Source organism: Streptomyces sp. NPDC044106 (assembly GCF_056433985.1).
The window spans coordinates 182,878-195,288 of sequence record NZ_JBWKFZ010000009.1 but is presented as its reverse complement, the minus strand read 5'-3'; the positions used below and the strand labels follow the sequence as shown (position 1 = coordinate 195,288).

At 68.6% G+C, this 12,411-nt stretch carries 13 protein-coding genes and 2 tRNA genes; 11 read left to right on the top strand and 4 right to left on the bottom strand.

Features of this window, described 5'->3' with window-relative positions; all coding sequences use genetic code 11:
- The first annotated feature begins 14 nt into the window (after nt 1–14).
- Nucleotides 15–761, top strand: coding sequence for an XRE family transcriptional regulator (locus AC07DI_RS18200; RefSeq protein WP_150217527.1), 747 nt, complete (start codon nt 15–17; stop codon nt 759–761).
- 2 nt (nt 762–763) lie between these two features.
- Nucleotides 764–1,234 carry an NUDIX domain-containing protein gene (locus AC07DI_RS18195; protein WP_478905197.1) on the top strand — a complete coding sequence of 157 codons (471 nt, stop codon included), beginning with the start codon at nt 764–766 and terminating at the stop codon, nt 1,232–1,234.
- 678 nt (nt 1,235–1,912) lie between these two features.
- Here AC07DI_RS18195 and AC07DI_RS18190 read toward each other — a convergent pair.
- Complete coding sequence (locus AC07DI_RS18190) at nt 1,913–2,476, bottom strand: hypothetical protein (RefSeq protein WP_150477217.1); 564 nt, start codon at nt 2,474–2,476, stop codon at nt 1,913–1,915.
- A gap of 1,311 nt (nt 2,477–3,787) precedes the next feature.
- Here AC07DI_RS18190 and AC07DI_RS18185 point away from each other — a divergent pair.
- Nucleotides 3,788–4,000, top strand: coding sequence for a hypothetical protein (locus AC07DI_RS18185; protein WP_384250507.1), 213 nt, complete (start codon nt 3,788–3,790; stop codon nt 3,998–4,000).
- Nucleotides 4,001–4,103: 103 nt separating this feature from the next.
- Here the strand turns inward: AC07DI_RS18185 and AC07DI_RS18180 are convergent, their stop codons facing one another.
- Both AC07DI_RS18180 and AC07DI_RS18175 read right to left on the bottom strand, forming a co-directional pair.
- Nucleotides 4,104–4,760 (bottom strand): SDR family oxidoreductase, encoded by a 657-nt coding sequence (locus tag AC07DI_RS18180; protein WP_384250504.1) that lies wholly within the window; start codon nt 4,758–4,760, stop codon nt 4,104–4,106.
- Nucleotides 4,761–4,925: 165 nt separating this feature from the next.
- Nucleotides 4,926–6,239 carry an amidohydrolase family protein gene (locus AC07DI_RS18175; RefSeq protein WP_478905196.1) on the bottom strand — a complete coding sequence of 438 codons (1,314 nt, stop codon included), beginning with the start codon at nt 6,237–6,239 and terminating at the stop codon, nt 4,926–4,928.
- 307 nt (nt 6,240–6,546) lie between these two features.
- Here AC07DI_RS18175 and AC07DI_RS18170 point away from each other — a divergent pair.
- The 8 genes from AC07DI_RS18170 to AC07DI_RS18135 all read left to right on the top strand — a co-directional run bounded on the left by AC07DI_RS18170 (nt 6,547) and on the right by AC07DI_RS18135 (nt 11,332).
- Nucleotides 6,547–6,619: transfer RNA gene (locus AC07DI_RS18170), tRNA-Thr, on the top strand.
- A 47-nt stretch (nt 6,620–6,666) separates the two neighbouring features.
- Nucleotides 6,667–6,739: transfer RNA gene (locus AC07DI_RS18165), tRNA-Met, on the top strand.
- Nucleotides 6,740–6,827: 88 nt separating this feature from the next.
- Complete coding sequence (gene rpmG, locus AC07DI_RS18160; protein WP_004571794.1) at nt 6,828–6,992, top strand: 50S ribosomal protein L33; 165 nt, start codon at nt 6,828–6,830, stop codon at nt 6,990–6,992.
- Between the two features lie 86 nt (nt 6,993–7,078).
- Complete coding sequence (locus AC07DI_RS18155) at nt 7,079–7,543, top strand: FAS1-like dehydratase domain-containing protein (RefSeq protein WP_384250500.1); 465 nt, start codon at nt 7,079–7,081, stop codon at nt 7,541–7,543.
- Nucleotides 7,544–7,547: 4 nt separating this feature from the next.
- The gene (locus AC07DI_RS18150) at nt 7,548–7,976 is read left to right on the top strand and encodes a MaoC family dehydratase (RefSeq protein WP_384250497.1); all 429 of its coding nucleotides are present in this window, start codon (nt 7,548–7,550) and stop codon (nt 7,974–7,976) included.
- Between the two features lie 164 nt (nt 7,977–8,140).
- Nucleotides 8,141–8,698 (top strand): TetR/AcrR family transcriptional regulator, encoded by a 558-nt coding sequence (locus AC07DI_RS18145; RefSeq protein WP_478905195.1) that lies wholly within the window; start codon nt 8,141–8,143, stop codon nt 8,696–8,698.
- A gap of 81 nt (nt 8,699–8,779) precedes the next feature.
- Nucleotides 8,780–10,216: an MFS transporter gene (locus AC07DI_RS18140; RefSeq protein ID WP_478905194.1), complete on the top strand. Its 1,437-nt coding sequence runs from the start codon at nt 8,780–8,782 to the stop codon at nt 10,214–10,216.
- 60 nt (nt 10,217–10,276) lie between these two features.
- On the top strand, nt 10,277–11,332 hold the full coding sequence (locus AC07DI_RS18135; protein WP_384250489.1) for a UDP-N-acetylmuramate dehydrogenase: 1,056 nt from the start codon (nt 10,277–10,279) through the stop codon (nt 11,330–11,332).
- A 7-nt stretch (nt 11,333–11,339) separates the two neighbouring features.
- Here AC07DI_RS18135 and AC07DI_RS18130 read toward each other — a convergent pair whose 3' ends face one another.
- On the bottom strand, nt 11,340–12,362 hold the full coding sequence (locus AC07DI_RS18130; protein WP_478905193.1) for an adenosine deaminase: 1,023 nt from the start codon (nt 12,360–12,362) through the stop codon (nt 11,340–11,342).
- Between the last annotated feature and the right edge of the window lie 49 nt (nt 12,363–12,411).

Here is a 12,411-nt window from a genome sequence, read left to right as displayed (position 1 = left end):
TCAGGGGGAAACTCATGCAGAACGAGAGACTACGAGCCGTCATGGCGGCCGGAGGCTGGACGTACGCCGGACTCGCGAAGGCCGTTGAGGTCGACCCCAAGTCGGTTGAGCGCTGGGTGAATCTGGGCCGTACGCCGCGCCGTGCCACAGCCTTGGAGGCAGCTGAAGCCCTAGGAGAAGACGTGCACGCACTCTGGCCGGCGCTTCGACAGGCCCGCGCCGCCCGCGCGATCAGCCCGGAACTCGTCGCCCTCTACGAGCAACGAGCCGACCTGCCCGTATCCGCGTTCGTCGACATGATGACCCAGGCCCGCGAGCGCATCGACGTCCTGGTCTACGCGGCCGTCTTCCTGCACGAGGCATACCCGCGGCTCAACGATCTGCTGCGCGAACGAGCCGCCGAGGGCTGCTCCGTACGTATCGCAGTAGGCGATGCCGAAAGCCCGAACGTTCAAGCGCGCGGCCAGGAGGAGCGGTTCGGGCACGGCATCGAGTCCCGGTGCCGACTGGCCCTCATGCACTACCGCCCTCTCGTTGGGGTATCCGGCATCGAGATAAGGACCCACGAAACGACGCTCTACAACTCCTTGTACCGCGCCGACGACCAGCTGTTGGTCAACGCCCACGTCTGGGGAGCGAACGCGTACGGTGCGCCGGTGTGGCACCTCCGCCGTAACGGGGAAGGCGGCATGTTCGACACCTACGGGCAGAGCTTCGACGCGGTCTGGGCAACGGCGAAGCCGGTACAGCAGGAGGAGTGACCATGGCGCGCACCGAGTACTACGACGACCCCAACGCCCCGAAGCCGAACAGCATGGTTGTCGCGGCCTCAGCGGTCGTCAACGACGAAGAGGGGCGCATCCTGCTTCAACGCCGCCGGGACAACGACCTTTGGGCGTTGCCAGGAGGCGGCATGGACCTCACCGATTCACTGCCCGGTACGGCGGTCCGTGAGGTCAAGGAGGAGACCGGCCTCGACGTCGAGATCACGGGCCTGGTCGGCACGTACACCGACCCGAAGCACATCATCGAGTACACGGACGGCGAGGTCCGGCGACAGTTCAACGTCTGCTTCACGGCTCGAACCGTCGGTGGTCGGCTCGCGATCTCCAATGAGTCGACAGAGCTCCGTTTTGTCCGGCCAGAGGAGCTTGAGGAGCTGCCCATGCACCACACGCAGCGGCTCAGGCTCCGGCACTTTTTGGAGCACCGCGCGCGTCCGTATCTTGGCTAACGGTGACGGATCGCAATTGCAATGCTGCGTCGAGTACGGATGTCTGTCGACTCCGGCGAGCGGTCACCGACTGTGCGTATGTGACTCGGAAGGGAAACACATTTAGCGCACAAGGCTCGTTTGATGATCTGGAGGAGGAGGTAGATGGAGCTACCTGAGATTGCGATCGTGGTGTCGTCAGCAAGCGCAGCGATCACGGGAGTAAATGCGCTCGTATCGTATCGCACGTTCAGGCGTGTCCGGCCCAAGATTCAGGTTCGGCTATGGCGTACCAATACCAACGCATTGGTGTCTCAGTCGGAGAAAAAAGAGGTCAATCACACCTTCGTTCTTCGACTTATCAATAATGGCATGACTCCCGTGACCCTTGAACGTGTTGAACTCTGCCGTTATGAGTCGAGATACAGCAAGCGGAAATTTCAGTTGGTGAAGGGCAGCAGGGGGTTCGATCCACAAAACAGATGGGGGACCGTGGCCCCGGTAATTCCTGCCCTTGATGGCACGATCTACCGCTTCACAGTTTCTAGGAGAAGCGCTACTCGCGGGGATCATCTTCGCTTTCGTGTCTTGCTGTCCAACGGTCGTACGTCTACAAGTCGCCTCATCCCCACCAAGGATTGGTCACTGGATGCAGGTGGGTCGGCGACTGGGGGTGGGGGAACGTCTGAGGACTAGCCCTCAACCGATTCCAGGTTGCAAGGTACTCCGTGCCGCCTGGATGAAGTCTCGCTCCCTAAATACTCGCGCTCTCTCTGCGTCCTGGAGTTCCTGCCTGTATGCCTCTCCAACTCCTGGACCATGGGCGGCTCTGTTTTTCTGAATTATCTCCTGCACTTCTCTGTGGACCACGACGACAGATTGGGCCAGCGGTACAAGGCGTTCGGGGCCTTCCAGTTCCACTAGAAACGCGAGCCCGATCAGCTCTCCCGTAGCGTCTTGCAAGGGTGCTGCGTACTGATCTGTGTATTCCTTGTGCTCTACGTTTCCTGCCCTTCTGATCTCCCTCAGTGTCACTCGTTGCTCGGCGTCATGAAGCCTCTTTGCTTCTAGCTCAGATACTTGTCCCGCCTTCTTTAGGAACTGGGCATAGATATCCCTGCGTACATCTCGGTGCCGTGAATTCTCGTCCAATTGATGCTTGCGCTCCTGAGTGGCGTTCTCCTGTCGCCCTTTCAGGAGGCTGAACGCACCAGCGATAAGCCCGCCTGTGGCTACACCAGTGCCACCCAGCAGGGCAGCCATGAGCTGTGAATCCATCAAACCCCCCAAGTGGCCAGAGATCTGGTCTTACCCAGTGGTCAACTTTGCGAAACACAATCGGTGCTGGGTGCGGACCCTGGCCATCCGTAATCGGAATGACTTGTGTGTGTTTGTCAGAAGTGGGTGCGGAGATGAAAGCACCTCATCGGAATCACAGCCATGATCCAAAGTCATGGTGAAGGCGTAGCGTGAGAGGGCGGCACTTGACTTCACCTACGGAGATCGTTTAGAAGCGCCTGGTTACGACCTCGTGGGGGGCAGCGAATGTGGTCGATCGACAGAGTGAAGTCGGAGGGCCGCTTGTGGCGCGCTTCCCCCAGGCGCCCCCCCCCAGTGGGGCGCCGCTGGTCTTCTTGCCAGGTCAACCAGGTTGGGAGCGGCCCGCTGTAAATCTGCCGGCTCAGCCTTCCCAGGTTCGAATCCTGGCGCCGCCACATGAAGGTAAACCCCCTCCGAACTGCGGAAACGCAGGGCGGAGGGGGTTTCTTCGTGTGGGTCGGGCGTGGCGGGGCCGCGTCGCGTTCGCCGGGGCCCGCCAAGATCACGGTTTCGCCAGGGTTCGCTACCTTCGGCGCTCTTGACCTGCGGTGTCTTTCGGTTAACGCTGGCTAACACGCCCCATTTTGGACGACGGGCGGAGAGCCTGGATCAAGCTGCCGCTACATTTGAGCAAGTGCCCCTGTGGCCGCTGCTTTTGGCCTTCACGCGACCGTAGCGGGTGGTGCAGATTGGTCTCCCGACGTGGCGGAGGCCTGACCCCGGGGGCAATCCGGAGCCAGGCCCATCACGCGGGCGGCGGGCCCGGTCGAGCATCCAACGGCCGGGCCCGCATTCCTGGGCCCGTCCGACCGGATCGCCGTTCAGGCACCGTCAGAACACGAACGGCGCCAGACACCCCGCGATCGTTCCAGCCGCGGCCACGGCATCCAGTGCCAACTGGATCCACCACCGATGCTGCCGAAACCATCTCGGCATCTCAGACTGGTCCATCTACTCACCTCCAACCTCTCGTGGTCCCCCCTGCTTCGTGAGAACCAGGAGGGGCATGGAGAGGCAAGACTGTGAGTTCGTAGCGGAGGCTATCGCGGGGCCGCACGCGAACCGTTGGGCTCCGACTATTCGCCAGGGTTCGCCATGCGGAAGAACCAGGCGCTCGCCCTGTACCTGACATGGGATTGCTTCGACGGCACGGACCGGCCTTCAGGGGTGACCGTGCGTCCGCGGAGCCCGGTCCGGGCCTGCCCGAGCTCCGTCCGAGCCCTGTTCGGAGCCCTCTGTGCACAGAATGGGACCATGTCGTCCCGTCGCAGAAACTGCCCGGTGTGCCGCCGTGAGATCGCCGTCGTCGGTGGACGGTTCGCCCGCCACGACCCGCCCGGCCCACGCGCCACAGGCGACCTCGTCTCCTGCCCCGGCTCGCGCACCCAGGCCCAGCTGGGCGCCGCACAGCCCGCCCTGGACGGCTATGTCGTCCCGGACCTCCCCGGCCAGCTCCCGCTGTTCTGAGCCGCCCTCAGGTCCTCAAGCGCTCAGGTCCTCAAGCGCTCAGGTCCTCAAGCGCTCAGGTCCTCAAGCGCTCAGGTCCTCAAGCGCTCAGCTCCTCGGAGCCTCAGTTGCCCGCGACCGACTTGACCGCCACAGAGACCGGCACCGACCCGCTGATCAGCTCCAGCGTCAGCCCGGCCGTCGCGGGCGTCTCCAGAAGCTCCGCGAGGACCGCGGCGACGTCGTCCCTAGGGATCGGCCCACGGCCCGTGGACGCCTCCAGGCGGACGAGACCGGTGCCCGCGTCGTCCGTCAGCATCCCGGGGCGCAGGACCGTCCAGTCCAGGGCGCCACGCGCGCGTACGTACGCGTCGGCCTCGCCCTTGGCGCGCAGGTAGGCGTCGAAGACCTCGTCGCCCTGGTGTGCGGGATCGGCGCCCATCGACGACACGACGATGTAGCGCCGCACCCCGGCCCGCTCCGCCGCGTCCGCGAAGAGCACGGCCGCGCCCCGGTCCACGGTGTTCTTGCGGTCGACGCCGCTGCCCGGCCCCGCGCCCGCCGCGAAGACGGCCGCGTCGGCGCCGCGCAGATGCCCGGCCACCTCGTCGACCGACGCCGACTCCAGGTCGCACAGCACCGGTTCGGCGCCCGCCTCGCGCAGGTCGGCCTCCTGCCCGGCAGCGCGGATCAGCCCCGCGACCTCGTCACCACGCGCGGCGAGCAGACGCTCGAGCCGCAGCGCGATCTGACCATGACCACCAGCGATGACAATGCGCATACTCCCGACCGTACGACAGGGCGGACGCGAGCGCTCAACACGCGCGCGGGGGACCGGAAAACCCACCGCATGGACCGCGCGTGACCGCCCTCCACGCACGCCCTACGCCTGCCTCAGGCGTGCCCTACGCGCGCGTGGAGCCCGCTTCCGGCGCCGGCCCACCTCTCAGGCCGACGGCTCGTCACCCTTCGTACGCCCAGGGCCCGTACCGCCCGTCGACCGCCCCTGCCGCGGCAGGTCCAGCGCCACCGCGGCGGCCGAGTCGCAGTACTCGCGCACCGCGCTGGTCCGCGCCACGACGCGCCCCCGGTGCACCACGATCCGGCTGTACGCGAGCGACAGCGCACCCGCGAGCCGGTCGCCGCGCACGGCGAGCAGTTCGGCGGGAAAGCCCGCCTCCACCCGCACCTCGGGAAGGCCCATCGCCGCCCGCGCCGCCCTGCTCACCGCGCCGTAGGCGTCCTCGGGGCGCAGCCCGCACCGCGAGGCCAGCAGGTACGCGGCCTCCAGCGGGTCCCCGCGCCCCACCGGATTCGACACGTCCCGCATCGCCCCGCTGCCCGCGGCCACCCGCACCCCCGCCGCCCGCAGCAGCCGCACGGGAGCCGCGCCACCACGCTCCGTGCTGCCCCGCTCCGCGCTCCCGCACCCGCCCTGCGGCAGGCAGACCACCGTCACCGCGGCGGCCGCGAGCTGCTCGGCGGTGCGTGCGGCCACGTCCGCAGGGAGCCGTCCGAGCCCGGCGCACGGGCCGATCGTCACGCCGGCCCGCAGCCCGCCGGCCATCGCCGCGAGACGGCCGAGCCGTGCCGGGTCGTCGCCGTCCGTGTGCAGGTCGACGGGGCAGCCGTGCTCCGCCGCGATCTCCAGGACCGCCTCCGCGTAGCCCGCGGGATCGGGGTCGAGATCAGGACAACCGCCCACTACGGAGGCGCCCATTTTCACCGCGTCCCGCAGCATCGCGAGCCCGTCGGCGCCCGCGACGCCGGTCAGCAGCCGCGGCACGGCGACGGCCGTCAGATCCACCAGGCCCCGCAGTGAACGCCGTGCCTGCAGCACCGCCTCCATCGGGCCGAGCCCTTGGACGCCGCCGATCCGCACGTGCGAGCGCAGCGCCGTCGCGCCGTGCCCGAGCTGCAGCAGAGCCGCCTCCGTGGCCCTGCGCTGCACGTCGGGGACGTCGTACGAGACGGGCCCCGGCACGTCCGCCGACAGCGCCGTGTCGCCGTGTGCGTGCGGCTCGGCGGCCGCGGGCAGCAGGAGGTAGCCGGCGAGGTCCACCCGCGCGGCGTGGGTGCTGAGGCTGCCGACCGTGCCGACCGCCTCGATGCGCCCGCCGCCGAGGCGGACGTCCACGGTCCTGCCGTCGGTGAGCCGGGCGCCGCAGAGCAGCAGGGCTCCGGAGTCGTCCGGGTGGCCGGAACCGGACGGGCCCCAGGGGCCGGAGGAGTGGGGCTGCTGCGGCTGGCTGTCGGGCATCGCGCTCCTGGGGTTCGAGGGCGGCTGCTGTCGTCGAGGCGCCAAGATCACGCAGCGTGTGCCGAGCCTGGGGTCCTTCTGACGGATCGCCGCGACGCCGCGGAGATCCGTCAGAAGGACCCTAGGACGGCGAAAGGCCCGCTTCGAGGAGGAGCGGAATAGTCGTACCGGTGTGGTGCGAGTGCACGGGCGGGGTGTTCAGAGACCCCTGAGGTGACCCCTGAGGTGGGCTTTCCGAGGCCTGGGACAGCCCCGGCGAAACGGATTTGGGCGATCGGCGACCAACCGTGTAATGTCTTCATCGCTCGCCCCAATAGCTCAGTCGGTAGAGCGTCTCCATGGTAAGGAGAAGGTCTGCGGTTCGATTCCGCATTGGGGCTCTGATGTCGAGTGATCCTCACCCTCGGGTGAGGGGATCCGGCATCGCAGCGGTGTAGCTCAGTCGGTAGAGCAAGCGGCTCATAATCGCTGTGTCACCGGTTCAAGTCCGGTCACCGCTACTAACGGTAGCCGATTGTGGGGTCGGTCCTTCGATCGGCTACTCTTGTATGCGTTCATCCGTCCATCCGTCCGTCAAGGAGCACTCACGTGGCTGCCACCGACGTCCGCCCGAAGATCACGCTGGCCTGCGTGGAGTGCAAGGAGCGGAACTACATCACCAAGAAGAACCGGCGTAACGACCCGGACCGTCTTGAGATGAAGAAGCACTGCCCGCGCTGCAACGCGCACACTGCGCACCGCGAAACGCGCTAAACACAGGCTCGTACACGAGGCCGTCCCCGTTGGTTGGGGGCGGCCTCGCGTCGTTTCGGAAAACAATCGCAGGAGGTACCGGGCCCATGGCGCTCGACCAGTCCTTTGTGGGGCGTTCCTATCCCCCCACTGATCCTTATGAGGTCGGCCGGGAGAAGATCCGTGAGTTCGCCGAGGCGGTGGGTGACGCCAATCCCGCGTACACCGACACGGAGGCCGCGAAGGCGCTCGGCCACCCCGATGTGATCGCCCCGCCGACTTTTGTGTTCGCGATCACTTTCAAGGCGGCGGGACAGGTCATAGAGGACCCGCAGCTCGGGCTGGACTACAGCCGCGTCGTGCACGGCGACCAGAAGTTCGCCTACAGCCGCCCGGTGCACGCGGGTGACCGCCTCACCGTCAGCTCGACCATCGAGTCGGTCAAGTCCCTCGCGGGCAACGACATCCTGGACGTCCGCGGTGAGGTCCACGACGAGGCCGGCGAGCACGTCGTGACCACCTGGATCAAGCTCGTCTCGCGTGCGGCGGCGCCCGCGGCGAAGGAGGCGTGAGGCGATGACGGCGAAGATTTCCTACGACGACGTCGAGGTCGGCACCGAGCTGCCGGCCCAGACCTTCCCGGTGACACGCGCCACACTCGTGCAGTACGCGGGCGCTTCCGGGGACTTCAACCCGATCCACTGGAACGAGAAGTTCGCGCTCGAGGTCGGCCTTCCCGACGTCATCGCGCACGGCATGTTCACCATGGCCGAGGCGATCCGCGTCGTGACCGACTGGCTGGGCGACCCGGGGGCGATCGTCGAGTACGGCGTGCGCTTCACCAAGCCCGTCGTCGTCCCGAACGACGACAAGGGCGCCACCATCGAGGTCAGCGCCAAGGTCGCGGCCAAGCTGGACGACGGGCGCGTACGGATCGACCTGCTCGCCAGGAGCGGCGAGCAGAAGGTCCTCGGCATGTCGCGAGCGGTCGTGCAGCTGGCCTGACGGCCGACGGCGGCAGCTCACGTACGCGGGTACGTGGCAGCAAGCAACACATGCGCAAGAAGAGCTGTGTAAGGGGCGCCCTCCATGGAGGTGCGCCCCTTACTCGTAAAGCACGGCCCGCCCATCACTTGACTGCTTAGTGATTGGCCACTAACTTACCCCGCATGGTCAGGATGAGCGCAGAGGAGCGACGCGAGAGCGTCATCCGCGCGGCGATGGTCGAGTTCGCCCGCAGTGGCTACAAGGGCACCTCTACCGAGGCGATCGCCAAACGGGTGGGGGTCTCGCAGCCGTATCTCTTCCGGCTCTTCCGGGACAAGCGGGCGATCTTCCTCGCCGCCGCCGAGCGGTGCTGCCAGGAGACCACGGAGGTCTTCCAGGAGGCTTCGAAGGGGCTTGAGGGGGAGAAGGCCGTGCAAGCCATGGGGCAGGCCTACCAGTCGCTCATCGCCGACGACCCGGACAAGCTGCTCATGCAGATGCAGATGTACGTCGCCACGGCCGCCGCCGAGGCGTCCGACGACCCGGAGTTCGGGGCGGCGCTGCGGGCCGCCTGGATGGAGATGTACGACACGGTGCGTCTCGCGCTGGGGGCGGACATCGACAGGACGACCACGTTCCTGGCGTACGGAATGCTGATCAATGTCCTGGTGTCGATGGGGTTTCAGCCCGACCACCGGGTGTGGGCCGGTTTCTTCACATCGCCGCAGCCCAAGCCGTGAGGCGTGTGCACGCCTCGGGGGCGGGCTTTTCATGGCCGCAAAAGTTAGTCATCAATAACTAACCTAAGCAGGGGGAAGCACATGTCACAGCAGACGGCACGGCGCGGGGGCGCGGTTTGGGCCCTCGTCATCACCAGCGTCGCCGGATTCATGGCGGCACTCGACAATCTCGTCGTCACCACCGCCCTGCCCTCCATCCGCGAGGACCTCGGCGGCGCGCTGCACGACCTCGAATGGACGGTGAGCGCCTACACCCTCACCTTCGCCGTGCTGCTGATGTTCGGCGCGGCCCTGGGTGACCGGTTCGGCCGCCGCAGGCTCTTCCTCGTCGGCCTCACGGTGTTCACCGGCGCCTCCGCCGCGGCGGCCCTCGCCCCGGGCCTCGACGCGCTCATCGCCGCCCGCGCGGTGCAGGGCGTCGGCGCCGCGATCATGATGCCGCTGACACTGACCCTGCTCACGGCGGCCGTGTCCCCGGCCAAGCGCGGCATGGCGTACGGCATTTGGGGCGCCGTCAACGGACTCGCGGTCGCCAGTGGCCCGCTGATCGGCGGCAGCCTCACCGAGCACGTCTCCTGGCAGTGGATCTTCTGGCTGAACGTCCCGCTCGGCCTGGCCGTGCTGCCGCTCGCGCGCCTGCGCCTCGCCGAGTCGTACGCCCCCGGGGCGCGGCTCGACATCACCGGCACCCTGCTCGCCAGCGGCGGTCTCTTCGGAATCGTGTACGCCCTGGTGCGCGGTCCGCTCGACGGCTGGTCCAGTGGCACCGTCCTCGTCAGTCTGTCGGTGGGTGTCGTGCTGCTCGGCGGCTTCGTCCGCCACGGGATACGCGCCAAGGCGCCGATGCTGCCGATGCGCCTCTTCCGTAGCCGTGCCTTCTCCGGCATCAACGCCGCGAGCCTGCTGATGTTCCTCGGCATGTTCGGCTCGATCTTCCTGCTCAGCCAGTACATGCAGGGCGTCCTGAACTACTCGCCCACCGAGGCGGGGCTGCGGATGCTGCCCTGGACCGGCATGCCCATGCTCGTCTCACCGCTCGCGGGCTACCTCTCCGACCGGATCGGCGGTCGCCCGGTCGTCGCCGCCGGGCTCTTCCTGCAGGCCGTGGGCCTGGCCTGGTACGCCGTCGTGGTGGCGCCCGACGTGTCGTACTCCGCGCAGCTGCCCGCCCTGATCATCAGCGGCGTGGGGATGGCCCTCTACTTCGCCCCGGCCGCCAACCTGGTCATGTCCAGCGTCCGCCCGCAGGAACAGGGCACCGCCTCCGGCGCCAACAACGCGCTGCGCGAGGTGGGCGGGGCCCTCGGCATCGCCGTGATGTCCTCGATCTTCTCGGCGCAGGGTGGCTACGAGTCCGCACAGAAGTTCGTGGACGGCCTGGAGCCCGCGCTCTGGGTGGGCGCCGGGCTGGTGGCCCTCGCGGGCGTGGCGGCGCTGTGCATCCCGGGCCGCCGCGCCACGGCCGCGGGCCCCGAAGGGCCCGTCGCGAAGCCCCAGGAGGACCTGGTCGCCGCCTGAGCGGCCGTACGCGAACGGCCCCGCCCCGACCGGCGGGGCCGTTCTCGTACTCTTGGGCACGTGCAGGAACTCCACGATGCCCCGCTCGCCCCGCTGACCACCTTCCGGCTCGGCGGTCCCGCGACCCGCCTGATCACCGCGACGACCGACGCCGAGGTGATCTCCGCCGTCCGCGCGGCCGACGACTCAGGAACCCCGCTGCTGCTCATCGGCGGCGGCTCGAACCTGGTCATCGGCGACAAGGGCTTCGACGGCACCGCCCTGCGCATCGCCACCCGGGGCTTCGCACTCGACGGCACGAGGCTGGAGCTGGCGGCGGGCGAGGTCTGGACGGACGCCGTGGCGCGGACCGTCGAGGCCGGCCTCGCGGGCATCGAGTGCCTCGCCGGGATCCCCGGCTCCGCGGGCGCGACGCCGATCCAGAACGTCGGCGCGTACGGCCAGGAGGTCTCGTCGACGATCACCGAGGTGATCGCGTATGACCGGACCACGCACGAGACGGTGACGATGTCGAACGCCGAGTGCGAGTTCTCGTACCGGCACAGTCGCTTCAAGGCCGATCCCGACCGGTTCGTGGTGCTGCGGGTCCGCTTCGAGCTTGAGGACGCGCAGGGCATGAGCGCCCCGGTCAAGTACCCGGAGACCGCGCGCACGCTCGGCGTCGAGGCGGGCGACCGGGTGCCCGCCGCGGTGGCCCGCGAGACCGTCCTGAAGCTCCGCGCGGGCAAGGGCATGGTGCTCGACCCCGAGGACCACGACAGCTGGTCGGCCGGATCCTTCTTCACCAACCCGATCCTCACCGAGGCGGAGTTCACCGCCTTCCACGCGCGCGTGGCGGACCGCCTCGGCCCGGACGTCGCCCCGCCGGCCTTCCCGACGGGGGACGGCCGCGTGAAGACCTCCGCCGCCTGGCTCATCGACAAGGCGGGCTTCACCAAGGGCTACGGCCAGGGACGGGCCCGCATCTCCACCAAGCACACGCTCGCGCTCACCAACCGCGGCGGCGCCACCACCGAGGACCTTCTCGAGCTGGCCCGCGAGGTCGTCGCCGGGGTGCGGGACGCCTTCGGTGTGACGCTGGTCAACGAGCCGGTGACGGTGGGCGTCAGCCTGTAGTGGGCGATCAGCCGCCCGCCAGCCACGCGTCCACCCCGGCCAGCAGCCCGGCCTGTACGCCGACGGGCGCGGCCGAGCCCCGGATCGACTGCCGGGCGAGCTCGGCCAGCTCGGCGTCCGTGAAATCGTGCGCCCCGCGCGCGAGCTCGTACTGGGCGGCGAGCCGCGACCCGAAGAGCAGCGGGTCGTCGGCGCCGAGCGCCATCGGCACCCCGGCCTCGAAGAGCGTCCGCAGGGGCACGTCCTCCGGCTTCTCGTAGACCCCGAGGGCCACGTTGGACGCCGGGCACACCTCGCACGTCACACCCCGGTCCGCGAGCCGCTTCAGCAGCCGCGGGTCCTCGGCGGCCCGCACCCCGTGCCCGATGCGCGCCGCCTCCAGGTCGTCCAGGCAGTCCCGCACCGACGCGGGACCGCTCAGCTCGCCGCCGTGCGGCGCCGCGAGGAGGCCGCCCTCGCGCGCGATGGCGAAGGCCCGGTCGAAGTCCCGCGCCATGCCGCGTCGTTCGTCGTTGGAGAGCCCGAAGCCGACGATGCCCCGGTCCGCGTACCGCACGGCGAGCCGCGCCAGCGTGCGGGCGTCCAGCGGGTGCTTCATGCGGTTCGCGGCGACCAGGACGCGCATACCGAGGCCTGTCTCCCGCGAGGCGCTCTCGACGGCGTCCAGGATGATTTCCAGGGCCGGGATGAGACCACCGAGCCGCGGCGCGTACGACGTCGGGTCGACCTGGATCTCCAGCCACCCCGAGCCGTCCCGCAGATCCTCCTCCGCGGCCTCGCGCACCAGGCGCTGGATGTCCTCGGGCTCACGCAGGCAGGAGCGCGCGGCGTCGTAGAGCCGCTGGAAGCGGAACCACCCGCGCTCGTCCGTGGCGCGCAGCTTCGGCGGTTCGGCGCCGGTCAGCGCTTCCGGGAGCCGCACCCCGTACTTGTCGGCGAGGTCCAGCAGGGTCGAGGGCCGCATCGACCCGGTGAAGTGCAGGTGGAGATGGGCCTTCGGCAGCTCTCTTACGTCTCGTACACGCTCCATTGGAGGATCTTGCCGTACGCACGGCGGGTCCCGGAAGCGGCTTCCACGT